The organism is Psychrobacter maritimus, from assembly GCF_904846345.1.
GTDB classification, from domain to species: domain Bacteria; phylum Pseudomonadota; class Gammaproteobacteria; order Pseudomonadales; family Moraxellaceae; genus Psychrobacter; species Psychrobacter maritimus.
In genome coordinates this window covers 400539-424622 of sequence record NZ_CAJHAJ010000001.1, presented here as the reverse complement: position 1 = coordinate 424622, position 24084 = coordinate 400539, and the positions used below count along the sequence as shown (strand labels likewise).

Here is a 24084-nt window from a genome sequence, read left to right as displayed (position 1 = left end):
TACTGAATATGGACAATAAAAAAGGATGCCTAATAAGCATCCTTTTTATAATTTCTAAGACTGTGATTAATATCGCCCAGTCTATAAAAACTAACGCATCGTCACAAACTCTTCTGAACCCGTAGGATGAATGGCGACCGTATCATCAAAATCAGCCTTAGTAGCGCCCATCTTTATCGCCACCGCAAACCCTTGAATCATCTCATCGACGCCATAGCCGATGCCATGCAGGCCAATCACTTTTTCATCCTCACCCAAGCATACCAGCTTCATCACGCATTTTTGACGGTGCTGGGTCACCGCACTATACATAGAGGTAAAGGTCGATTTATAGCACTTAATATTTTCTTTGCCATATTGCTCAACCGCGTCGATTTCAGACAAGCCAATCGTACCGATAGCGGGATGAGTAAAGATGACCGTCGGTATCAAATCATAACTTAGATGCTCATTAGTCTTATCATTAAATAAGCGCTCAGATAGGCGACGACCTGCGGCAATAGCCACCGGCGTCAAATCAATGCTGTTTTCGATAATATCGCCGACCGCATAAATCCCTTTAACATTGGTATTTTGAAACTTATCGACTTTAATTTTGCCAAACTCGGTCGTCTCTACCCCTGTCACTTGCAAATTAATATTGTCGGTGGAGGGCGCACGACCAACGGCCCAAATCAAGCAATCTACCGTATCGAGGGTACCATCTTTGGTGCATAAGGTCAGACTACCATCTTCATTTTTATTAACCTCAGTTAGCGTCGTATTAGTGTGCAATTGAATGCCGTCTTGCTCCATCTCTATCAGTAAGGTTTCCACGATAGTGTGGTCAAATGAGCGCAGCGGCGAGTGTTGACGCACATAAAGATGTACCTCAGCGCCTAAGCTATTCATTACTCCTGCAATTTCAACGGCGATATATCCTGCGCCGACGATAGCCACGCGTTTTGGCAAATGATTCAAAGCAAAAAAACCATCAGAATTGATGCCGTATTCTGCGCCTTTGATATCGGGTTGAATCGGGTGACCGCCCGTCGCAATCAAAATATGGTCAGCAGTAATGAGTTCGCCATTGACCTCTACTGTATTGGTATCGACAAATTTGGCGAAGCCTTTTATCACCTCAACGCCATTTTTCGCCAAATTATTATCATAAGAGCGGTGAATATTTTCGATATATTGTTGGCGACTTTGTACCAGCTTTTGAAAGTCAAAGCCTTTTAATTCAACATCAAAGCCATAATCTGGCGCATACTTTTCGATGGCTTCAGCCACTTGCGCGCCGTACCACATCACCTTTTTGGGTACGCAGCCCCAGTTTACGCAAGTACCGCCCAATTTGTCGGCTTCGATAATGGCGCATTTTTTGCCATAGCTCGCTGCTCGATTGATCGAGGCAATGCCGCCGCTACCGCCGCCAATGGAAATATAGTCATAATGTTTTGTCATGGTTAAGTCTCTTTATTCAGTACGTATTAATGCGTATTAGTGCAATTTTGCAGTCTATTATTTTTTAATTCTGTTATTTTGAACTCTATTGTAATGGGTATGATAATTAATCTTACAAGTTTTTTATTATAAGGGTATGCCAGCTAGCATCAGTATATAAAAGTATTTAGGCATAAATAGCCTGACATCTCATAAGCCCATCTACACTCACTTATACCCGCCTAAACTATGGCACGCCGTCTATAAAATAACAGTCCGGGAATGGATAAGCCTAGCACCAATCCCGAGGTCACAAACAAGGCCTCAAATAAATACACCATCATTTGGCTAAATAATTCGTCGGAAAAGCCAAAATAGCCAATCTGTACCATACTGACCATTGCTTTGTAGGCCGCGATACCTGGCATCATACAGATGACGCTCGGTGAAATTAACGCTTTGGGCGGTAGCGTGTACTTTTTAGAAAAGTAAACGCCCAAGAAGCTGGCAAGCATCGCCCCAAAGAAGCTAGCAACCACCAAATGAATGTGTTGATAAACAAGCGCTGTTTTTAACCCAAATCCAAACGCGGTCATCAGCAAGCACGGCAGAATATAGCGTTTGGGCACGCTAAACATCAGCGTCCAACCAAGGGTAATAATGCACGACAACACCACGGTTTTAATGAACCACATCTTAAAACCCCCAGTGCTGTATTCTAAGTAAAACCAGCGCCATGACGATACCAACGCAAGCGGACAAGGTGAGCATATAGGTAAAAACGGCACGCCCAACGCCAATATTGACATAGCCTTTCAAGATATCTGAGAAAGAATTAATCAAAGGAAAGCTTGGCACCAGTAACAGCACGCTCGAGGCAACGGCGATATCGGCATTATTACCAATATCAAAATAATAGGTCGTTGCCCCAATTAAAGAGGCGATAAAAGCCGTCACGATAACGGTGATAAAGGGATTAAAATGGTGCTTGGCCAAATAAATACGGGTAAACATCGCTACCATACCTGCGATAAAGGTCACGGCGGTAATTGACCAACTGCCACCGTTTAGATAAGCAAACGCAGCACAAGACGCCCCAACAAATATGCCAACCAGCCATGTTGGATACACCGACTTATTATCTAACTCATCAAACGCAAGGGTCGTGCGTTGAGTTAGCTCAGGCTTCAGTTTGTCATTATCATTATCTGTGAGGGCTTCGGTTTTATTGACAATTTGCTGGATTTGTACCAATAAATTGACATTGATGCTTTGATTGATCGTGTCTCTGGTGGTGGTGATACAGCGCTCATCACAGATAGTGGTCAAGGTAATGGCATTGAAGTTTAGCGAACATTCTACGCTGTTCATCCCCAAGGCAAGCCCTAAGCGTTTGGATAAGTCCACCACCACGGCAGACTCAGCGCCATATTGCATAAGGAGTAATCCGCAGCGCACGCATAATCGAGTAATGTGCTGTTGCTGTACGTAGCTGATAGAGGTCATTGATTAGATACGCATATTGGCTATTGTGAGATTTGTGAATGGTATAACTATAAACAGTGTGAGCGGTTATAGGCTATCGAGACAGCAAGGTAACGATAGCATAACTTGCCGTGCTTATTTGCTACTATTATAAAGCGTAAACCACTGTCGCAAGGAGAATAAAATGCATATCGCTATCTTAACCCTGACTTTTGCGCTACCCGGATGTAGCTCATTAAAAGAAAAGCGCCAACGCATGGGCGGCTTGCATGCGCGTTTTGGCAATACGCCAAGCGTCGCGGTATGTGAAAGCGGCGAGCGTGATCGGCATGATGCTAGCGAGTGGACGTTTGTGATCGTTGGACTGTCTAAACGTGAGGTCGAGTCGCAATGCAGTCAAATCGAGGAGAAGATAGAGCGGACAGTAGATGCAAGAGTGATGAATGTTGAAAGGGAGTTTATTTAGTAATAATTATATAAATTCAAACATTAGTACATGATTAATTTATGAGGTAATATTATGCCAGCTCTTAAAAATACGCCAAAATTTCAGAATTTGGATTTCTGTCAATTGTATTTTAATAAAATTTATAATGGTAAACCAACTGTTTATTTAGATCAAAATATACTAGATAAGATTGTTAGTTACCCTTCCTTAGTTGAGGGTGGGTCTTTTCTAGGATACGACTATCAAGTAATCTATTCTAATGAAACACTTAACGAAATTGAACGCTCAGGTGAACCAGACAAGTTTTTACAAGTACTAGAAAATCTTAAAGCTAGAAGAATGATATTTGAGGTCGATCAAAATTTTAAAATAACTGGTGCTGTTATAATCAATCCATATATAAATCCACTTATCGTGTATAAAGAATACCTCTCTAGAGACTTTATTGATGAGATAGCAAGTAAAATGATCATAAATAATATGGAGTTTATATTTAGTCTTTTCTCAAATGAATCTAGCAATAGTATCGTTGATTACGCTAACGAATCTAGGGAAAATTTCAATAGCCTGCATGAACAAACCTTAGAAATATTTAAATCTGTAGAAGGTGAGATTTCTGAAGCTGATTATCAGTTTCTAGAGGAAATTATTAAGCGAGATTTTAAGGAACAAAGTAGTCATCTTGATGCTGTTCAAAACTCTATGTTGGAAAATATGAGTAATACTGGCATAGATTTAAACAGTAATAATGGACATAACGGTATTAGGAAATTAGAGGATGTGACAAAAATTGATGGAAAAATCTTAAACAATATTAAATCTCCTAAAATCTTAGAAAAGATATATGAGAAGTATGCTGATATCAGTAATACTTCTCATATATCTGATTTCTATTTAGTTTCAAATAAAATCTATGGAAGAAATCTCTATAAATTCGAGAAGGTCATGAATGTATACATGATGTTAAATATACTGGGTTATAAAAGAGACAAGGGATTCCAAAAAAAATATAGGAGGCTTGTTAGTGCAAATAGTGATGGACAGCATTTAGCGTATGCCTGCTATTGCAATTATTTTTTGTCGGAAGATAAAGCTTTTACCGAGAAAGCTAAGGCGATATTTGAGTTTTTAAATATAGATACTTGCGTTGATCATATTACTTTTACTATTAATAATGTTTAAGAGTCCATAGATTAAGTGCAACTTTTAACTCCAATAAATAGCTGCCGACAATCACAGTTATTTTTTTTCGTTGGAATCTTACTTTGCTTTATCCCTTCTCACAACAAAAAAGGCCACTCCCTAAAGAGTAGCCTTTCATTAATTGTTACCTAAGTTCTATTAACTCCCTTCTTTCATACCTTGCTTAAGCATCGGCTTCAAGAACTCACCAGTAAACGAGCCTTTCACTTCCGCCACTTCCTCAGGCGTACCTTCCGCGATAATAAGTCCGCCACCTTTACCGCCTTCAGGGCCAAGGTCAATCACCCAGTCTGCTGTTTTGATGACGTCAAGATTGTGCTCGATGACCACGATGGTATTGCCTTTATCGCGTAGAGTATGCAAGATATTGAGCAGCTTATCGATATCATGGAAATGCAAACCAGTGGTTGGCTCATCCAAGATATAGAGCGTCTGTCCGGTATCCCGTTTGGCAAGCTCACGCGCCAATTTCACACGTTGCGCTTCACCGCCAGATAGCGTCGGTGCAGACTGACCCAAGCGGATATAACTCAGACCGACATCCATCAAGGCTTGTAGGCGACGATAAATCGCTGGAATGGCTGAGAAGAACTCAGTCGCATCTTCAACGGTCATATCAAGCACGTCGGCGATGTTTTTACCTTTATAATGAATCTCTAAGGTCTCGCGGTTATAGCGCTTGCCTTCACAGGTATCACACGGCACATACATATCTGGCAAAAAGTGCATCTCAACTTTGATAAGACCATCGCCTTGGCACATCTCACAGCGTCCGCCTTTGACGTTAAAGCTAAAGCGACCCGCTTTATAACCACGAGCACGTGCTTCTTGCGTTTGTGCAAACATCTCACGGACTGGCGTAAAGACGCCTGTATAGGTCGCTGGGTTTGAGCGCGGCGTACGACCAATCGGGCTTTGATCGATATCGACCATTTTATCCAAATGCTCAAGACCAGTGATGCTGTCATGCTTATCCGCGATAAGTGTTGAGGCATTATTTAATTGCGTTGCGGCTAATGGCATCAAAGTACGGTTGATGAGGGTAGATTTACCAGAACCCGAAACCCCAGTGATACAAGTCATGATACCGATTGGCAAGATCAAATCAACATCATGTAAGTTGTTACCGGATGCACCTTTGAGCTCGATGGTCATCGGAACTTGTTTCGGTTTGGCTTTACCTTTGACTTCCATATCGATCGTTTTGGCTTTATGACGAATGCTTGGAATCTCGATTTTCTTCTTACCAGACATATATTGTCCAGTCAGCGATTCTTTATTGGCCATGATGTCATCGACCGTACCTTGAGCGATGATATGGCCGCCATGGACGCCTGCACCGACACCGATATCGATAACGTGATCCGCTTGGCGAATCGCATCTTCATCATGTTCAACGACCAGTACGGTATTGCCCAAATCACGCAAGCGCGTTAGGGTTTTTAGCAGACGATCATTATCGCGCTGATGCAAACCAATGGATGGCTCATCGAGTACATACATCACACCCATCAGACCTGCGCCAATTTGGCTGGCAAGACGAATACGCTGCGCTTCACCACCTGATAGCGTCTCAGCAGAGCGGGCAAGGGATAGATAATCAAGCCCAACGCTAACTAAGAAATTTAGACGCTCATTAATCTCTTTAAAGATTTTTTCTGCGACTTCGCCTTTATGACCGCCAATTTTTAGCGTCTTATAATAGTCAGCAGCGTCACCGATAGACAGCTTAACAATTTGGGCGATGGTTTGATCGTCTACGCGGACATTGCGTGATATCTCATTGAGACGCGCGCCATCACAGACGTTACAAGTGGTATCGGCTAAATATTTTGCCAACTCGTCACGCACAAGGTTACTTTGGGTTTTGGCATAACGGCGCTCTAAATAAGGCAGCACACCTTCAAATGGCACCGTCTTATTGGTCTTGCGACCGCGCTCATCGGTAAAGTTAAAGGTAAGCTTCTCTTTACCTGAGCCCTGCATGATGATATCTTGCTGCGCTTTTGGTAGCTCTTGCCACGGTGCGTCCATATCAATTTTGAAATGATTGCAGACGGTAGATAGCAGACCAAAGTAATACGCATGACGCTTATCCCAACCATTAATCGCCCCTTGATTGAGCGATTTTTCATGATGGGTAATCAGCTTTTCGGCTGAGAAATACTGACGTTTACCGAGACCATCACAGCTTGGGCAGGCACCGTAGGGATTGTTAAAACTAAACATACGCGGTTCAAGCTCAGACACGGCGCGATCACAAACAGGGCAAGAGTGCTTAGCAGACATAACTTGATTTTCGTCACCGCCTTCTTTTGGATTACCATCCATAAAGTGCAGCGTGACCAGACCTTGTCCTAGACGTAGCGCCGTCTCTAGACTTTCAGCGACGCGGTTACCTAAATCATCACGGACTTTAAAGCGGTCAACGACGACTTCGATGGTATGCTTTTTCTTTTTATCGAGCGTTGGTAGCTCGTCAGTATCGTAGACATCGCCATCGACGCGCACACGTACAAATCCTTGTCCAATCAGTTGCTCAAGTAAAACCGTATGTTCGCCTTTACGCTCGCGAATCACCGGTGCAAGTATCATGATCTTGGTATCATCAGGCAGCGCCATGACTTGATCGACCATTTCAGTCACCGACTGCGCGACCATTGGCTCGCCATGCTCTGGGCAAAAGGGAGTACCGATACGCGCATAGAGCAGGCGCAGATAGTCATAAATTTCGGTAATCGTACCAACCGTTGAGCGTGGGTTATGGTTGGTTGATTTTTGCTCGATGGCAATCGCCGGTGACAAGCCTTCGATACTATCGACATCGGGCTTTTCCATTTGCGAGAGGAACTGACGCGCATAAGCCGAAAGACTTTCAACATAACGGCGTTGCCCTTCAGCATAAAGCGTATCAAACGCCAATGAAGATTTACCAGAACCTGATAAACCGGTAATTACCACAAATTTATCGCGTGGAATGTCTAAATCGATATTTTTTAGATTATGAGTGCGTGCGCCGCGAACCTTAATATACTCGTGTGCCATCGGTGATAGGTTTCCTATTTGCTAAAATGGTATTTTTTAAAAATTTAAAAGGGTCAATGAATATGAGTTAAATGATTCATTGAAAGCGTAGATAATTTTAAAAATGCTATTCAAATTAATATGGCTTTATAAAAGTATGTGGTTTTCATAAAGCAATAGTAATGGTTATCTCTTGTAGAATACCTTTAATACTTGAAATGGATAAAGGTAATCTAAATAAAGGGTCACTAATATGAGTGGTTTGTTATAGATTTGACAGAATAACGTCGTTTTATAAAAAGATTTGTCATAAAGTTTTTTCAGACCATTTTTCAGAGCACAACGTTCTCAACGTCTTACTTTATTGTCATGACAGCAGGATTATTCAAGGTGTAATGACCCATTAGATGCACTTGGTAACAAAATTATCGGCTCTAATTATCGGCTCTATAAAAAGCGTGAGTAGGTGCTACCACTGCGGCTGCGGCAGCTAGATAAAAGTTTCGGCATCCAGACGGCGAATGTCTTATACTAGGGGGCTTAATTTGTAGGCTAAAGCCTTGAAGCGTCGTAATAATACAAGCAGAGCTGCAGTGATTAAACAGCAATGATGAACCAGTGAGGCAAGTATGAATAGCGTAGAAAAACGGGCAATCCTCGGGGTCGGTGGTATATTTGCCTTGCGGATGATTGGCTTGTTTATGATTGTGCCAGTATTTTCTGTGTATGGTGATAATTATGCGCATGCGACACCGTTTCTGATTGGCTTGGCGGTCGGTATTTATGGGCTAGGGCAGGCTATTTTTCAGATACCGATGAGCCTTGCCGCTGATAAGTTTCCGCGTAAGCCGATTATCTTTTTGGGTCTGATATTATTTGCGCTTGGCGGTATCATCGCTGCCAATGCCACAGATATTTACGAGGTTATTATCGGTCGGGCGCTGGCAGGTAGTGGCGCGGTTTCGGCGGTATTGATGGCGCTGTTAGCAGACGTTACGCGCGAAGAGATGCGCACCAAAGCGATGGCGACCATGGGTTTGACCATTGCTACTTCCATTATGCTGGCGTTTGCTTTTGGTCCTTTATTGGTCGGCTCGCTTGGTATATCAGGGTTATTTTGGTTGACCGCAGGTTTCGCTGTTTTGGCGATGTTATTGTTATTGTTCGTGCCGACACCACTACGGGTACTCAAGCACAACCTTGATAATAAATCGATTGGTCAGCAGTTAGCGACAGTGCTAAAGATTGGCGATTTAAACCGTTTGCATATTGGTATTTTTGCCCTACATTTAACGATGACAGCCATCTTTGTTATCTTGCCGCATCAGCTTAATGAGGTATTGGGCTTATCGGTACGCCAGCAAGGTTTGGTTTATTTGCCGTTATTGTTTATCGGTTTTGCCGTCGCGATACCTTTTATCATTATCGCTGAAAAGAAACGCAAAATGCGCCAAGTATTTTTGGGCGCAATTGCGTTAATGACCGCTGCTCTAGCGTTGTTGGCCATTGGTAGTCAGGTCGGCGTGGGTATTATTTTAGGCTTATTGCTGTATTTTATGGGCTTTAACTTGCTCGAAGCGACCATCCCATCGTGGATATCGAAGCGTGCCCCAGTTGCCAATAAAGCGACGGCAATGGGACTGAATTCATCAAGTCAATTTTTTGGTGCTTTTGTCGGTGGGGCAATGGGTGGTTTGTTATTGACCCAGCCTAATCTATTGGCGTGGGGTATATTGGCCGCCATTATGGCCGCGGCGTTACTGCTGATTATCCCGATTGCACAGCCGCCTTATTTATCGAGTACCACCGTTACCATTCCTAAAGATATCAATATTCAAGATTGGTCACGGCAAATGCTGGCGGTAGAAGGCGTTGATGAGTTGGTCGTGATGGCAAAAGAGCAGGTCGCTTATTTAAAATTAGACAAAACCCAGCTGACCGATTCTTCGCGACAAGAGCTGTCGCATCTGGCACAAAGCCCCCTAGATATTTAAACAAAAATTGGTTAAAGTAAATTCATATTACTGATATTATTAATCAGTTTCATTTAATAGTTATTAAAATATTCATAAAACAATTTGTCAATAAAAGGACAACATTATGCGCGGAGTTAATAAAGTTATCATCATCGGTAACCTTGGAGCAGACCCCGAGGCACGTCAATTCAGTAACGGCGGTAGCGTGACCAATATTTCGGTTGCGACCTCAGAGCAGTGGACTGACAAGCAAAGCGGTGAAAAAAGAGAAGCAACGGAATGGCATCGCATTTCATTGTTTAATCGTTTAGGTGAAATCGCGGCACAGTATCTTCGTAAAGGTAGCAAGGTCTATATCGAAGGCAGCTTGCGTACGCGTAAATATCAAGATCCCAATGGCCAAGACCGTTATATTACTGAGATTCGTGCTGAGCAAATGCAAATGCTAGACGGCGCGACCGGTGGTAGTGGTGACGCTGGTAGTTTTGGTGGTCAAAACTCAGGTCAAAGTCAGGGTGGTTACGGTAATCAGGGCGGCGGCTATAGCAATCAAGGCGGTCAAAGCTCAAATCAAAATCAGGGTCAAGCTAACCAAAATAATTATGGTCAACCAGCCAATAACCAGCAAAGTGGCTATAACCAAGGCGGCGCTCTAGCTTCTCAAGGTATGTCACAAGGCAATAACCAAAACAGCAATCAAAACAGCTTTAATAATCAAAATGCGCCAGCGCAAAATCAATTTAATAAGCCCGCTCAAGCACCAGCACAGTCGAAGCCGACAGCGATGCCTGATGGTCCTGTAGATGATGATATTCCGTTCTAATTTATACATGAATAAAGAATGTTGATTAAAAAATGAAGAGCCTGTGAATACAGGCTCTTTTTTTATGCTATTGGCTTTTGTGAATGTTGATGATTAAAAATATAAACAACATTATAAATACTACTATAAAACCAACTAACGTTTAAAACCGTTTTTGCTTTAATGGTATTTATGCGTAGCCCTTTATCATTGAATACCAATCAATACTTGTGATGGATTATATTTTTGTTTATATTACTGCTACTTACGATTTTTATTATTCATAAGTCATTAGCAATCATGCTATTTGATTTATAACCTTGATATAAAAGTGGAGATTATGATGAGCAGAAATAACGTGATTGATTTAAATAACCTCAACGTTGATGAGCTACGCGCCATTACCGAAAATGCCCAACAACTTATTGCCCAAAAACAACATCAGCGTTTATATGATGCTTATATGCAGTTTGAAAAAATTGCTGAAGAAAGTGAAGCCAGCATTGAAGAGATTTTACAAGCGGGCGAGAAACTTGAGAAAAAACGCAGCATTAAGTATCGCAATACCACTAATAACGAAGAAACCTGGACCGGTCGTGGACGCAAACCAACTTGGTTGGTAGACGCCCTAGCCGCAGGTCGTAAATTGGAAGATTTTGCTATTTAATCAGTTAAACGCCTTTACGATTCTCTGATTTTACTTTGCTTTCATGCGTCATTGATAATGATTGCTTAATAAGCAAGTGGATAGATAAAAGCCAGTATCTTTAGCACCAGTATTTTGGTGCAAAGATACTGGCTTTTTTTCTGTCATCTGTATGCCATTGTTTGCTATGATAATGACGTTTTTGTCTTATATAAGAGTTAGGTAACTGTGCCTCAAGTATCCACATCGTCTTACAAGCGTCCCCGCAAGCTCTGGTGGCTATTTGGCTTTATCCTATTTGCGCTATTTGCCGTCTTGCAAATGCCAGCGGCATGGCTACTTGAAAAATACGCCCCAGATACGCCGTATGTACAACATGTGTCGGGCAACTTATGGCAAGGCTCGGCGATTTGGCAGCTGCCCGTGTCAGCAACACCGCTTACAGGCGCCGCTGAATGGTCGTGGCAGCCGTGGCATTTATTATTAGGCAAACTAGGGGCTGAAGTTGATATCAGCTCAGAGCAAACCCGTTTAAATGGTCAGGTTAAAGTAGGCACCAGCTCATGGCAAATTCAAAACATGAGCGGTAAAATTGCCCCTGAAACTTTGGCGAGTGTGGTCGATTGGCAGTTGCCTAATGCGCCGATTCAGGTTAATAACGTCTCATTAAAACGTCAGTCTGCTGCAAGTAATTCAGCTAATGGTTCGACTATTGGTGGTTCGAATAATAGTGGTCCGAATAATAGTGGCTCAGCTACCAAGGCGACCGGCTTTAGTGAGGCAAGTGGTCAGCTGACTTGGGTGGGCGGAGAAGTAGGCTACCCTAGCGGTGGTAAGGTTTTTTATATCACCATGCCAGCGCTGCGTGCTGAGCTCAGTGCCGAGCAAAAGAACAATAAAAATCTGCTGCATATCAATCTGGTAAACAATCAAGATAAGCGCTTGGGCGATCTGTATATCGATGGCGATAATATGTTAGACGTCAGCTTAACCCAGCGTCTATTAGAAAATATGCCAGAATATAAAGGACAAGCACCGCAAGATACACCTGTGGTTAGTGTGCGGCAGCCGCTGCTCAATGGCTTGGGGGCGCGCTAGATGATGAATGCTACCGATATCTCTAGCCGAATAAAACCTATTATCAATACGCTCAATCGCTTTTCAGCGTGGTTGTTATTATTGGCCATTATTTGGTTATGTTGGACAGCAGCGCGGTTACTGTGGCTGCTGCTAGCTGCTCCATTAGCGCCCGCGTTACCGCTTGCGCCTTTACAGAATACAGCGAACTCAAATACCGATTATAGTGGTTTATTTGCCATTTTTGCTGACCCTGATCCTATCGCTGCCGCAGTACAACCGCCGCCTAATATTGGGCTAAAGGGCGTACTTATTGCGATACCAGAGAGTCTTTCTTCGGCCCTATTGGATGTCAATGGTGAAGTGAAAAACTACCGTATCGGTGACACCTTAAAAGACAGTGACTATACGCTGGTTGCTGTCGATTGGAATGAAGTCATTATCGCTGATGCTTATGATAAAGAAACCGTCATCAGAATGGCAGAAGCTATGCCGCTCGACCAAAGCGCTATGCTTGCGGGTGCGGTGAGTAATCAGCGTTTGCCAGAGAATGCTATGTTGCCTAACTCGCCTAATACACCATCACCAGACCAAGTTAATCCTGAAACGGGGCCAAACGGGGAAGCAAGCAGCGAGGGCGAGCCAAAGTCAGCAATTGATGAAGCCGTTACCGAATTACAATCCAATCCCGCCAGTTATTTAAGTCGAATGGGCGTCATGGCGTCAGGTGAGAGCTATCAGGTCACAGCCGCTATGCCGGCTAAATTGCGTAATCGGTTAGGGCTGGAACCTGGTGATAAGGTACTGACCGTTAATGGTCAAAGCGTGGGCAGTAACCCCGGGCAAGATGCCAGCGTCTTACAGCAAGTAAAGCAAGCCGGTGAAGCACAAATAGAAGTACAGCGTGGCGATCAAGTGATTACCATTCGCCAGCAGTTCTAGCTTAGAATTTAGCGCTGATTTTTTAGATATAGACTTGCTTGTTCTTATAGTTGGCAAGTCGCTAAAGAACGTTAATTAGCTATCCAATTCAGCTTCAGTTCATATTACATTCAGCACATATTGTATTTAGAACACGACACTTAGAACACGACACTTAGAACACGACACTTAGAACACGACACTTAGCACTCATGAAACTTAGTATATCCGCGACATCACTGTAGGTAATTATCAATATGGTCAGTTCTCAAAATTTCTCGGTCACGCCTTTACACCATATTTTGCAGCGTTTGATGCGTCTGTGCCGTCCGCTGTGCCTAGCTATTCCGCTATGGGCAGCGAGTACGGGGCTAGTGAGTGCAGAAAGCTGGAAGGTCAATCTACAAGATGCCGATATCAAAGCTTTTATTAATGAAGTGGCGACCATTACCGATCAAAACTTTGTCCTTGATCCGCGTATCAATGGTAATGTTACCGTCATTTCTAACAAAGCATTGTCGCGTGACGAGATTTATCAGCTGTTCTTAAGTGTCATGCAGGTCAATGGTATTGCTGCTATCGACTCGGGTACGACGATTAAGCTGGTGCCTGATAACGTCGCCAAACAATCTGGTGTTGCGGTAGATTTACAGGGTAATAGCGTCGGTGAAGCGCTAGCGACTCGGGTGATTTATTTGACTAATACCCAAGCAGCAGAAGTGCTCGGCGTGATTCGACCACTGATGCCGCAGTCAGCTCATGCAGCAGCGGTACCGGGCGTCAATGCTTTGGTATTGTCTGATCGCGCTGATAGTCTTAATCAGTTGACGGCGCTTATCCGTGATTTAGACAGCAACGTTAATGACAGTTTGCAAGTGATACCGCTACGTCATGTCGATGCTGAACGCATGATGGAGCTGATCAGTGCTTTGGTCACAAGCGCGGGTAGCGGGCAGGCCCAAGGTGGTAATAATCAGCTAAAAGTCATCGCCGATACGTCTAGCGATAGATTATTGGTCAAAGGCAGTCCGGAGATGATTGCTAAAGTACAAGAAATGGTCAATCAGCTTGATACTACGCCAACCAGACGTTTAAGTGGTTTGCGGGTCTTTCGCTTAAAGTATGCCAGCGCCGGTCATATTGCAGAGATGCTGCGCGGCTTACTTGCCAGTCAATCTATTAATAGCTCTGGTGCGACGTCAACCTTAGAGTCTGCCTCTTTAAACGGTGCCAGTGGTACTGGCTCAACACTCAATAGCGGTGCTAATACAAGTGTGGGTAATGGTGCTAGCAACAATACTACTGGCAATAGCGGTGCGGCCGCTTTATCGACTAGCAGCTCGGGTGGCACAAGTACTGGTATCGGTGGTCGACCTTTTAGTATTATCGCCGATGAAACCCAAAATGCTGTCATCGTTAATGCCGCGCCAGAGCTGATGTTTGAGATTGAAGACGCTGTCAATCAGCTTGATAGCCGCCGTGCTCAGGTCTTGATTCAAGCGGCAATTGTCGAAGTGTCAGGCGATGATGCTACCCAACTTGGCGTGCAATGGGCGCTCGGTAATGCCAATAGTGGTTATGGCGTCGTCAACTTTAATAACGTTGGCGCGAGTGCGGTTTCGCTTGCAGCAGCCGCCTTATCGGGTGGAGCAGGTATCAGTGCGGCAGCAGGCTCGATTGCGGGTGCTTTGATTGGAATCGGCGATAGTAAAAAAGACAGCCAAGGCAATACTCAGTTTTATGGCGCTATCTTACAGGCACTTGACTCATCGACCAGTGCCAATCTACTGTCGATGCCCTCGATTCTGACCTTGGATAATGAAAAGGCGAGCATTTTAGTTGGTCAAAACGTGCCTTTTGTCACCGGCTCTTATACCACAGGCAGCGATTCTTCGACCAACCCTTTCCAGACCATCGACCGGCAAGATATCGGTATCAACCTAAACGTCATTCCTCATATTGGTGATAATGGCACCGTACGTTTGGAGGTTTCGCAAGAAGTCTCCTCAGTTGTACCGGGCAGCGCCGGCAATGCCAGCGGTCTTATTACTAATAAAAGCCTGATTAATACCACGATTTTAGCCGACGATCAGCAAACCATCGCCTTAGGTGGTTTGATGCGCGATAACACCACCACGCGCCAGCAAAAAGTACCGGGCTTGGGTAATATGCCCTTGTTTGGTCGACTGTTCCGCTCTGATAACGACAGTAACCAGAAGAGTAACTTAATCATATTTTTACAGCCGACTATCTTACGTGATGGCGGGGCTGTGGCCAGTGTGACCGAGCGTAAATACAATCAGATGCGCGTCCTGCAACTGGTTATCGATAAAAACGGCACGATTAAACAGTTACCCCTTAGTGGTACAGAAGGTTGGAATGGCAATATCAGTGCCGACTATGAATTGATGCCACTTAACCCACTGGTGCCTAAACGTGACCAAACGCCAAAAACGACTTCTCAAGGCTTTACCAAAGTAGATAGCCCAAGCAGCAGCGGTATCACAACTTATCCGTTAAAGCGCTAAACGCTCATAATAGATAAGTTTTCAGATACTGTCCTAAGCCTCGATAGCCCCAATAGCTTCAGTTCTTAAGCTCATACTCAATAACAAGCATACTTAAATGTACGGCACGATAGTGACGCCGTACATTAGTTTGCGTATTCATAACACAGATATACATAGCGCCTCTATGATGCGCGTATAATGCAACCTAGGATAATAACTTATTGCTTTCATTAGTAATTTTTATGACCTTTCTTTTGAATGACGCCTGTTTTAATAAATCTAGTATGCATAAACAGCGATTAACAAACGTATAGTATGTCTTGGTGAAAGTGTCTTGGTGAAAGTGTCTTGATGTCTTTGTAAAAATACTTTGGTGAAAATGATGCGCAATCTTAACAGTAGTAATATTAATAGCAATAGCAATAATCGTAAAAAGAAGTGGTTGCGTTTAGGGGCAGTTGGCTTAGCGCTATTGCTTATCCCGCGCCGTAGTAGTCTCAAAGCAGATAGCAAACTAGCGGCTAACGCTGAAAATGAAGTGAATAATAAAGTTGCTAATAAATTCACTAAAGAAGATGAATCAGCGCTAAAATAGAAGCGGTGATTAATAATGGCTTTATTGCCGATAAAAAATGCTATTGAAATAAATTGCTTTAACCATTAAGAAATTTGGAGTTTATTGATGACGGTCATTGGCGCATCATTTAACGCTAATAAGGAATTACCTACGACTCTTCCTTTAATCGATACCCATACTCATTTTGATGCACCGGTATTTGATGCTGATAGAGACGAGCAGATACAGCAAGCGTATCAGCAAGGGATACGCCATCTGGTGTTGGTAGGGTATTTGCAGCGTCATTTTCAGCGCTTGTATGATACTGAGCGCTTAATCAATGAGCGGTATCCATCGTCTATTGCCGGTCAAGCAGATACGCCGCAACAGCCCCATTTAAAGGCGCATATTGCCTTAGGTTTACATCCATTTTATATTGAGCAGCATACTGAGGCGCACCTAGAGAGTATGGCGCAGATGCTGGATAAAAAGCGTCCATTGGCCATCGGTGAGATTGGTTTCGATACTTTTACTGATGAGATGAAACAGCCTGAGATGTTCGCAAAGCAACAGTATTTTTTTAATGCTCAATTAGACATGGCTGTGCGCCATAAGTTACCCGTGATGCTGCATATTCGTAAAGCGCACGCTGAAGCATTGGCGTTATTAAAAGCGCATGACTATGATGCTCATGAGCTTGGCGGTATCGCCCATAGTTTTAGTGGTGGTGAGCAAGAGGCGAAAGCATTTGTAAAGCTGGGCTTTAAGCTTGGGGTAACCGGTCAAGTGACCAATCCAAACGCCAAAAAGCTACGCCGCGCTATTCAAGCAGCTGTCGCTAGTTATGGTATTGAGTGTTTGGTGATTGAGACGGACTGTCCAGATATGACGCCCATCATGTGTCAAGAGTCGGGCAATAGTCAGTCGGCGCTCGGGCAAAGCCCAGATAATGAATGGGGTAATGCGCCCGCTCATAATAGAAATGTCCCTGCCAATTTGCCATGGGTATTACTGAGTTTAAGTGAGCTACTCGATGTGCCGCCAGCGATTCTTGCTGAGCAATTGTGGCACAACAGTTGCAACGCTTTGCAGGCTGATTGGCGTTATCCAGCCTGATAATGATAAAGAAACTGCTTAATAATACCCAGTTTAGTAATAAATAATTGAATAATAAATCACCTTTTAAAAGAGCTTTAACTTGTTATGACTGAAGAGGCGCAATTGCAGCAAACGACAACCCAAACAGATACTTTAGCTAATCTAGATATCATTGCTACTAATGAACATCATAATGAACAGCAACTTGCTTCTGCAAGCGCAGATATGGCGGACGATGCAGATGAGCAATACGAGCGCCGCTTTAAAGGTACGCAAACTCTCTATGGCGCATCGGCAGTCGATACCTTTGCCGCAGCGCATGTTTATGTGATTGGTGTCGGTGGAGTAGGTTCGTGGGCAGCAGAAGCATTGGCGCGTACAGCAGTGGGCACCATTACTTTGATTGATTTAGATGTGTTGGTGGCTTCTAACGTCAATCGCCAGCTGCCGGCGTTAGACAGTACCTTTGGGCAAAGTAAGATTGCAGCGATGGCGACCCGTATCCGTGAGATTAATCCAAAAGTCACGCTACATTTGATAGATGATTTTTTGACCCCTGAGAACGTCGCTGAGTTATTGCCCAGTCGCGCACAAGCGAAAGCGGCGGCGCAAAACAATCCGATTGTGATTTTAGACTGTGTTGATGATATGAATGCCAAGCTTGCGATTTCATTACATTGTCGCTTTAACAAGTTAAAATTGGTTTGTGCGGGCGGGGCAGGCGGTAAAATAGACCCAAGCCAGATTAAGGTAAGTGATTTACGTGACAGTTATCAAGACCCGCTATTGGCTAAGCTGCGCAATAAGCTGCGCCACGAAAAAGGCATCAATAGCACGCTGAAAGAAAAATTCGGTATTAAGTGCGTCTACTCAACAGAACCACCGCGCGTCGATAAAAGCTGTCAAACAGGTGGCTTGCACTGCGGCGGTTATGGCTCGGCGGTAGTCGTCACCTCGGTAGTGGCGATGCTGATGGTCAGCGAGGCATTACAATTATTGCTCAAGCAGGCAGCGGTTAAGCCAAGCGTCTGATATGAATTAATGGAGTCCATCTTGTCTACATCCAACTTGCCAAAGAACGATTATCCCATCGCAGCAGATGACGCTGAGCGTATTAATCGACTCAAAAAATATCAGGTAATGAATAATAATGAGGAACCTGCTTTTGCGCGCTTAACAGAGCTTGCCAAACTGTTTTTTAATATGCCGATAGTCACCATCACTTTTATGGATGAAGACACCCAATACTTAAAATCAGGTCATGGGCTTGGCGGTGTTTGTACGACAACGCGTGAAGTGGCGATTTGCAATTATACTGTACTCTCAGATGAGGTTTTTGTCGTCCCTGATTTAGCAGCTGACAGCCGCTTTAATCAAAACCCTTTAGTCACAGAATCGCCGCATCTGCGTTTTTATGCTGGCGCGCCCATTATCATGAATGAGGACGGTAAAACATACCGTTTAGGCTCTTTATGTTTGATGGATGTACAGCCGCATCATGAGTTTACGGACAAGCACGCCGAGCTATTGGCACAGTTTGCGATGATGGCCGCCGATGCCTTGCAGCTACAAAACCAGCAGCGTCATGCCAAACATGCCAATGAGATGAAGTCTGAGTTTTTGGCCAATATGAGCCATGAAATACGCACGCCGATGAATGGTATTATCGGTATGGTTGAGATGTTAAGCGAAACCGAGCTGAGCGCTGAGCAGCAAGAGTATATTGATAATATCAAAGTCTCAAATGAGCATTTGCTGGCGATTATTAACGGTATTTTGGATTTATCAAAAGTTGAATCGGGCAAGATGACTATCGATTCTATTCCGATGAACTTATCGAGTTTATGTAATGAAGTGGTGAGTTTGTTTGCGGTCAAAGCCCGTCAGCGTGGCTTGATTCTAGATTACCATTACACCGAGTCATTATCGCCGTATGTCAAAGGCGACCCCGTACGACTTAAGCAAATCATGGTTAATCTGGTCAATAATGCCATCAAATTTACCCGCGAAGGCGGTCGAGTGACGATTGACGTTAAGCACATGGAAAACAATCCTTGTGATGATAGACAGGGCGGTTATAACTCTGGCTGTTATGAAGATAGTTATTTAGGAAGTCAGGTATTAGAAAACCACGTATTAGAAAACCAGGAAGAACAGGCTTCTCATTATGATACCGATAATAGTGGTGTGGTCAATCATCAAGATATGACGCTTTGTATTGAGGTCACAGATACGGGTGTCGGCATTAAACCTGAATCGTTAGAAGCGATATTTGACGCTTATGATCAAGCCAATAAATATACGCATCGCCTGTATGGCGGTACGGGACTTGGTTTGTCTGTCTGCAAGTCGTTGGTAGACTTGATGGGCGGCTATATTGAAGTGGACAGCGCCGTCGGTATCGGCACAACCTTTACTGTATTACTGCCGTTACCGACTATCGATGAGGCCCGTTACGAGACATGGCAAGACGAAAATGACTTTACCATGGCAACGCCAAGTCATGAGCTTGTCGGACATATCTTGTTAGTCGAAGATGACAGCGTTAATGCCATGATTGCCAAAAAAGCGCTTAATAATAGCGGTCATACCGTCACTCATGTTGGGGATGGGCAACAAGCGATTGAGATTTTTGCTTTAAATCCTGAGCTCTATGATGTCATTTTGATGGACCATCATATGCCCATTATGGATGGCGTACAGGCAACCATTAAGCTGCATGAGCTTTATGACCCACAAGCACTGCCACCTATCATCGCCTTGACCGCCAATGCGATGGATGGCGAGCGCAAAAAGTACCTTGATGTGGGGATGCAGGACTATTGCACCAAACCATTTAAACAAGAGCAACTTAATGCTCTAGTGCAGTACTGGCTGATGCATAAACAGTCGATGGAAGAATAATATTTAAGGGTAGAGCATTCTAAAAAAGAATAGATGTTAAAGCATTCAGCACTAAAAAAGCTTAACCACTTATGAGCGGTTAAGCTTTTTTTATTTAATAAAACATGTCAGGCATAAAAACGCTTAGCTAACGCGCGTTTGGTAATCGCCGGTACGCGTATCAACACGAACCACTTCACCTTGCTGAACAAATAATGGCACGCGTACCACCGCGCCTGTCTCTAGCTTGGCAGGTTTACCGCCGCCGCCTGACGTATCACCGCGGAGACCAGGATCAGTTTCAGTGATTTGCAACTCAACAAAGTTAGGCGGCGTTACAGATAATGGCACACCATTAAATAAGGTAATGGTGCAAAGGGCGTTACTGTTGTCTTTTAGCCATTTTATCGCATCACCAATCGCGGTTTTGTCAGCTTGTAACTGCTCAAAACTTTCAGGGTGCATAAAGTGCCAAAATTCACCATCGTTGTATAGATAGTTCATTTCAGTGTCTAGCACATCAGCCGCTTCCAAGCTCTCGCCTGATTTAAACGTTTGCTCTAATACCTTGCCGCTACGAAGGTTGCGCAGCTTAACGCGGTTAAAAGCTTGGCCTTTACCAGGTTTGACGAACTCGTTTTCAAGAATGGCACAAGGGTTGCCATCGAGCATGACTTTGAGACCAGCTTTAAATTCGTTAGTAGAAAAACTTGCCACGGAAGACTCCTAAGGGTTGTAAGTATTGTCATCGCTAATTGGATGTGGGGTTTGGGCCTTGCTGCGCTAAAATCGCTTATGATGCTCAGTGTTTTATGAATAATTCGTACGCTTTGATAGCTTACGCACTAAGAGCGTATAATATCGGCTTTTGGGCACAGGTATAAGGTTGTCATGATAAACCATTTAATCACACAAAAAAACTGGCAAACGCAATTATCCGAAGCGATAACCTCTATTGATGAGCTGCTTGGACTTTTAAAGCTGGAATCACTGCGCTCAGAGGTCTATATACCTGAGCACTTTCAGCTGCGTGTACCGCGCGCTTTTGTGGCAAAAATGACGGTCGGTGACGGTGATGACCCTCTGCTCAAACAAGTATTGCCCAATAAAAAAGAGCAAATCGCTGTCACCGGTTACGTGGCCGACCCTCTAAGTGAAAATACGCACAATCCGGTGAAAGGCTTATTGCATAAATACCAGTCAAGAGTATTGTTAACGATTACTGGTGCCTGTGCGATTCATTGTCGTTATTGCTTTCGCCAGCATTTTGACTATAGCGCCAATATGCCAACCGCCGATGCCAAACAACACATTATCGACTATATCAGCGCCCATCCTGAAATCAATGAGGTGATTTTGAGCGGCGGCGACCCGTTAAATGTCACCAACAGGCGCTTATTTGCTTGGCTCGATACCTTAGAGGCGATTCCGCAACTGACCACCATCAGGCTGCATACCCGTTTGCCATTGGTGATTCCAGCGCGCTTAGATGATGCCTTATTGGATAGATTGTCGCAAAGCCGCTGTCAAATCGTCATGGTCATTCATTGTAACCATGCCAATGAGATTGATACGTTGACCGCTGAGTACTTGCAGCGTGCGCGCGCCGCTGGCGTGACCTTATTAAACCAAGCGGTATTATTAAAAGATATCAATGACAGCGTGGCGGTGCAAGCGGCACTCAATCAGCGCTTGTTTGCCGCTGGCGTGCTGCCATATTATCTGCATGTGTTGGATAAAGTGGCAGGCGCGGCTCATTTTGATAGTGATGTGCGCGCCGCCATTGCGCTTTATTGGTCGTTACTCGCCGTATTGCCCGGTTACTTAGTGCCAAAATTGGTCAGAGAGTTGCCAAATAAACCCTTTAAAGTACCGATTGATATTTACAATGATGCTTAAAATGGGCAATATGGTGTATTTTAGTTTTAGTAAACAAAGACCGATTAAATTAGTTATTAAGAAAAGCGCAGCAGCCAGCGCCAAATAAAGAAAAGTCATTAAAAAACAGTACTAAAAAATCGTTAATAGGTCAGGTAATAGTCATGCCTAGGGCTAATGTTGCTGAGGTAAATAAAGCATTAAACCTGCATAGACCTATTGATAACTTGCGTAATTACTAAGGATAGTAATGGTAAATTTATCGACGTTTCAACAGTATTTAAGCATTGATGCGCGCTCATCGCGGACGTTAACGAAATCAATTAATTTAACGAAGTCGTTTAATAAAGATGAGCAGCACTTGCTTAAATGGGCGGCGCTGTTGCCCATGCAAACGGAGGCGCAGCAAACAGAGCAGCTAGAAAAAGTCCTTACAGAGTTGCGCGTGGCAGCTATAGATGATCGGCAACGTCTGACATTACTCAATATTGTGCTGGAGGCAGCTAATAAGCTCATTGCGACGCTGCGCCAACACTATATATATGAGGCACATGCTTTTAACGACTATCAGCTCGGCTATGTGGCACAGGTGAAGTCGCTGTATTATTTAATGATTATGGTCTATGACGGTGTTATACAGCGAGAAATCACCTTTTTAAAAGATAAAAAGCTGCAAGCATCAAACGGTCTTTTGCAGCGCTATCTGACCAATGAGAAATCCTTATCAATCACGTTAGCCATTGCTACTTACCAAACGCTGTTGATGTATCAAAAGCTGTTATTCGAAGAAGCGCTTTGTTATCAGAAGCCTGTGCCATATTTATGGTCTAATATTAATCAGCTCTACTATATGGCGTGCCAACAGCAGACAGTTGATATCGATTTGAGTTCTTATATTACGACCCATTGCGCCGATAATATTCATCAATTATATGGTCAGCTATGCTTGCATAGTTTATTGAACGTACGCGCTATGCGCCGCGCCACTGTGTTAATGATGCAGCGTTTGCTCCTAGAGTGGAGCGAACATCTCGTCGCATCTATAGAGCCGCAGACGGAAACAAAGGTGTTCGTCAATCTGCACAGTGACAATCCACCCACCTATTTGACCGCCCATTCTGCCATTAACCCTTATGATGCTCATCATGATTGTGTGTTTATAGAGTTGGCGCCGCTGGTTACCTACCTAAAATCCCGTAGGGACACCCTCATCGAGGAAGGTCGAGAAGGGGTTGAATCCTCCTTAATGAATACGGTTGCCATGACCTTGAGCTATCGCTATATTCAGCCGCCATTGACGCTACCGATTAGACAAAGCGCCAAACAACAGGCACATATCATTACAGGGTTTAATGACATTCATTACCACGTTAGTCATGAGCAAAGCTTATCGACTCTCATTGCGGCAAAATATCTGCCTGAGCATCAGCAACCTCGCTATGATACCGTGCCAAAAAAGCTGTCTGCTAATACCGTTTCTCCTGATGCCGTTTCTGCTAATACCGTTTCTAATAATACAATGTTAGGGGTAGAAACGTTTGATAGTGACAATGCTTTGTCCGATTTCCGTACCTTGCGCCTGCTGCCAGATTCAGTGGAGCCAACTATCAGCGCAAGCAGTGCTGGAGAAAATAGCCCTAAAGCAAAATATAGCGGCAAGAAAGTCAAGGATATAGTCGAAGTTGCAGAAAATGATGCCCTGAACTCTATTGCTCCGCCGCCACTGCGAACGATGAGTCTTTTCTTATTGTGTCGCTCTGAAAATCCAGCTTCGACTGATTGGTCAATAGGCGTGGTGCGCTGGCTCAATTTAGACCAAGAAAAGCCGGAAGTTGATTGGCAAGTGCTAGGGCATCAGCTTATTGCTTGTGGTATTCGCCTGCAAGATAGAGATAGTCGCAGTCGGCATTTTGTGCCCGCGTTTGTCGTTGGTGATGACGAGCAGCTGCAAACGCCCTCTAGCCTAATTGTGCCGACGTCTCATTTTCAAGTAGGGGATAGAGTGATGATGCGTATCAATACCAAACAAAAAACATTGCGCTTAGTGCGGCGTTTAATGATGACAGATGAGTTTAGCCAATATGAAGTGGCGCAACTTTAACTGCCTACTTATCAAAGCATAAGATAACTTTGCCATACTCAATGTTTAACG

19 protein-coding genes are annotated in these 24084 nt (G+C 43.9%); 14 read left to right on the top strand and 5 right to left on the bottom strand.

The window, feature by feature from the left end; translation table 11 throughout:
* Window positions 1-90 precede the first annotated feature (90 nt).
* The 3 genes from gorA to JMX50_RS01670 all read right to left on the bottom strand — a co-directional run bounded on the left by gorA (window position 91) and on the right by JMX50_RS01670 (window position 2931).
* Window positions 91-1446, bottom strand: a complete 1356-nt coding sequence (gene gorA, locus JMX50_RS01680) for a glutathione-disulfide reductase (protein WP_201628196.1) — start codon at window positions 1444-1446, stop codon at window positions 91-93.
* A 221-nt stretch (window positions 1447-1667) separates the two neighbouring features.
* Entirely contained in the window at window positions 1668-2120 is a 453-nt protein-coding gene (locus JMX50_RS01675; protein WP_011280954.1) for a threonine/serine exporter family protein, read from the bottom strand.
* 1 nt (window position 2121) lies between these two features.
* Window positions 2122-2931 carry a threonine/serine ThrE exporter family protein gene (locus tag JMX50_RS01670; RefSeq protein ID WP_201628195.1) on the bottom strand — a complete coding sequence of 270 codons (810 nt, stop codon included), beginning with the start codon at window positions 2929-2931 and terminating at the stop codon, window positions 2122-2124.
* Between the two features lie 163 nt (window positions 2932-3094).
* On the opposite strand from JMX50_RS01670, the gene JMX50_RS01665 reads away from it, so the two are divergent.
* Both JMX50_RS01665 and JMX50_RS01660 read left to right on the top strand, forming a co-directional pair.
* Window positions 3095-3376: a DUF503 domain-containing protein gene (locus JMX50_RS01665; protein WP_011514283.1), complete on the top strand. Its 282-nt coding sequence runs from the start codon at window positions 3095-3097 to the stop codon at window positions 3374-3376.
* Between the two features lie 54 nt (window positions 3377-3430).
* A complete protein-coding gene (locus JMX50_RS01660) occupies window positions 3431-4540 on the top strand; it encodes a hypothetical protein (RefSeq protein ID WP_201628194.1) in 1110 nt (369 codons plus the stop codon).
* Between the two features lie 159 nt (window positions 4541-4699).
* On the opposite strand, the gene uvrA is transcribed toward JMX50_RS01660, so the two are convergent.
* The gene (gene uvrA, locus JMX50_RS01655) at window positions 4700-7606 is read right to left on the bottom strand and encodes an excinuclease ABC subunit UvrA (protein WP_201628193.1); all 2907 of its coding nucleotides are present in this window, start codon (window positions 7604-7606) and stop codon (window positions 4700-4702) included.
* A 608-nt stretch (window positions 7607-8214) separates the two neighbouring features.
* On the opposite strand from uvrA, the gene JMX50_RS01650 reads away from it, so the two are divergent.
* The 10 genes from JMX50_RS01650 (at window position 8215) to JMX50_RS01605 (ending at window position 20075) form a co-directional block, all read left to right on the top strand.
* A complete protein-coding gene (locus JMX50_RS01650) occupies window positions 8215-9579 on the top strand; it encodes an MFS transporter (protein WP_201628192.1) in 1365 nt (454 codons plus the stop codon).
* Window positions 9580-9685: 106 nt separating this feature from the next.
* Window positions 9686-10384 (top strand): single-stranded DNA-binding protein, encoded by a 699-nt coding sequence (gene ssb, locus JMX50_RS01645; RefSeq protein WP_201628191.1) that lies wholly within the window; start codon window positions 9686-9688, stop codon window positions 10382-10384.
* A gap of 322 nt (window positions 10385-10706) precedes the next feature.
* Entirely contained in the window at window positions 10707-11030 is a 324-nt protein-coding gene (locus JMX50_RS01640) for an H-NS family nucleoid-associated regulatory protein (RefSeq protein ID WP_201628190.1), read from the top strand.
* A gap of 207 nt (window positions 11031-11237) precedes the next feature.
* Window positions 11238-12107, top strand: coding sequence for a type II secretion system protein N (gene gspN / locus JMX50_RS01635; protein WP_201628189.1), 870 nt, complete (start codon window positions 11238-11240; stop codon window positions 12105-12107).
* Window positions 12108-13028, top strand: coding sequence for a type II secretion system protein N (locus JMX50_RS01630; RefSeq protein WP_227670854.1), 921 nt, complete (start codon window positions 12108-12110; stop codon window positions 13026-13028).
* 236 nt (window positions 13029-13264) lie between these two features.
* Window positions 13265-15535: a type II secretion system secretin GspD gene (gene gspD / locus JMX50_RS01625; protein ID WP_201628188.1), complete on the top strand. Its 2271-nt coding sequence runs from the start codon at window positions 13265-13267 to the stop codon at window positions 15533-15535.
* A 364-nt stretch (window positions 15536-15899) separates the two neighbouring features.
* Complete coding sequence (locus tag JMX50_RS01620) at window positions 15900-16112, top strand: hypothetical protein (protein ID WP_201628187.1); 213 nt, start codon at window positions 15900-15902, stop codon at window positions 16110-16112.
* A gap of 87 nt (window positions 16113-16199) precedes the next feature.
* Window positions 16200-17189, top strand: coding sequence for a TatD family hydrolase (locus JMX50_RS01615; RefSeq protein WP_201628186.1), 990 nt, complete (start codon window positions 16200-16202; stop codon window positions 17187-17189).
* Between the two features lie 207 nt (window positions 17190-17396).
* A complete protein-coding gene (locus JMX50_RS01610; protein ID WP_413786807.1) occupies window positions 17397-18203 on the top strand; it encodes a ThiF family adenylyltransferase in 807 nt (268 codons plus the stop codon).
* A gap of 21 nt (window positions 18204-18224) precedes the next feature.
* Window positions 18225-20075: an ATP-binding protein gene (locus JMX50_RS01605; RefSeq protein ID WP_227670853.1), complete on the top strand. Its 1851-nt coding sequence runs from the start codon at window positions 18225-18227 to the stop codon at window positions 20073-20075.
* A 123-nt stretch (window positions 20076-20198) separates the two neighbouring features.
* Here JMX50_RS01605 and efp read toward each other — a convergent pair whose 3' ends face one another.
* Window positions 20199-20771 (bottom strand): elongation factor P, encoded by a 573-nt coding sequence (gene efp / locus JMX50_RS01600; RefSeq protein ID WP_201563216.1) that lies wholly within the window; start codon window positions 20769-20771, stop codon window positions 20199-20201.
* A 174-nt stretch (window positions 20772-20945) separates the two neighbouring features.
* Here efp and epmB point away from each other — a divergent pair, with 174 nt between their 5' ends.
* Both epmB and JMX50_RS01590 read left to right on the top strand, forming a co-directional pair.
* On the top strand, window positions 20946-21953 hold the full coding sequence (gene epmB / locus JMX50_RS01595) for an EF-P beta-lysylation protein EpmB (protein ID WP_201628183.1): 1008 nt from the start codon (window positions 20946-20948) through the stop codon (window positions 21951-21953).
* A gap of 229 nt (window positions 21954-22182) precedes the next feature.
* Window positions 22183-24033 (top strand): hypothetical protein, encoded by a 1851-nt coding sequence (locus tag JMX50_RS01590; protein WP_201628182.1) that lies wholly within the window; start codon window positions 22183-22185, stop codon window positions 24031-24033.
* Window positions 24034-24084 lie beyond the last annotated feature (51 nt).

Excerpts from the sequence above, each read along its gene's own strand:
- ssb (WP_201628191.1), top strand. The coding sequence starts at position 9,686 with ATGCGCGGAGTTAATAAAGTTATCATCATCGGTAACCTTGGAGCAGAC.
- JMX50_RS01590 (WP_201628182.1), top strand. The coding sequence starts at position 22,183 with ATGGTAAATTTATCGACGTTTCAACAGTATTTAAGCATTGATGCGCGC.
- JMX50_RS01675 (WP_011280954.1), bottom strand. The coding sequence starts at position 2,120 with ATGTGGTTCATTAAAACCGTGGTGTTGTCGTGCATTATTACCCTTGGT.
- JMX50_RS01620 (WP_201628187.1), top strand. The coding sequence starts at position 15,900 with ATGCGCAATCTTAACAGTAGTAATATTAATAGCAATAGCAATAATCGT.
- JMX50_RS01640 (WP_201628190.1), top strand. The coding sequence starts at position 10,707 with ATGAGCAGAAATAACGTGATTGATTTAAATAACCTCAACGTTGATGAG.
- JMX50_RS01630 (WP_227670854.1), top strand. The coding sequence starts at position 12,108 with ATGATGAATGCTACCGATATCTCTAGCCGAATAAAACCTATTATCAAT.
- gspD (WP_201628188.1), top strand. The coding sequence starts at position 13,265 with ATGGTCAGTTCTCAAAATTTCTCGGTCACGCCTTTACACCATATTTTG.
- uvrA (WP_201628193.1), bottom strand. The coding sequence starts at position 7,606 with ATGGCACACGAGTATATTAAGGTTCGCGGCGCACGCACTCATAATCTA.
- JMX50_RS01615 (WP_201628186.1), top strand. The coding sequence starts at position 16,200 with ATGACGGTCATTGGCGCATCATTTAACGCTAATAAGGAATTACCTACG.
- JMX50_RS01660 (WP_201628194.1), top strand. The coding sequence starts at position 3,431 with ATGCCAGCTCTTAAAAATACGCCAAAATTTCAGAATTTGGATTTCTGT.
- gorA (WP_201628196.1), bottom strand. The coding sequence starts at position 1,446 with ATGACAAAACATTATGACTATATTTCCATTGGCGGCGGTAGCGGCGGC.
- JMX50_RS01650 (WP_201628192.1), top strand. The coding sequence starts at position 8,215 with ATGAATAGCGTAGAAAAACGGGCAATCCTCGGGGTCGGTGGTATATTT.
- epmB (WP_201628183.1), top strand. The coding sequence starts at position 20,946 with ATGATAAACCATTTAATCACACAAAAAAACTGGCAAACGCAATTATCC.
- JMX50_RS01610 (WP_413786807.1), top strand. The coding sequence starts at position 17,397 with ATGGCGGACGATGCAGATGAGCAATACGAGCGCCGCTTTAAAGGTACG.
- JMX50_RS01665 (WP_011514283.1), top strand. The coding sequence starts at position 3,095 with ATGCATATCGCTATCTTAACCCTGACTTTTGCGCTACCCGGATGTAGC.
- JMX50_RS01670 (WP_201628195.1), bottom strand. The coding sequence starts at position 2,931 with ATGACCTCTATCAGCTACGTACAGCAACAGCACATTACTCGATTATGC.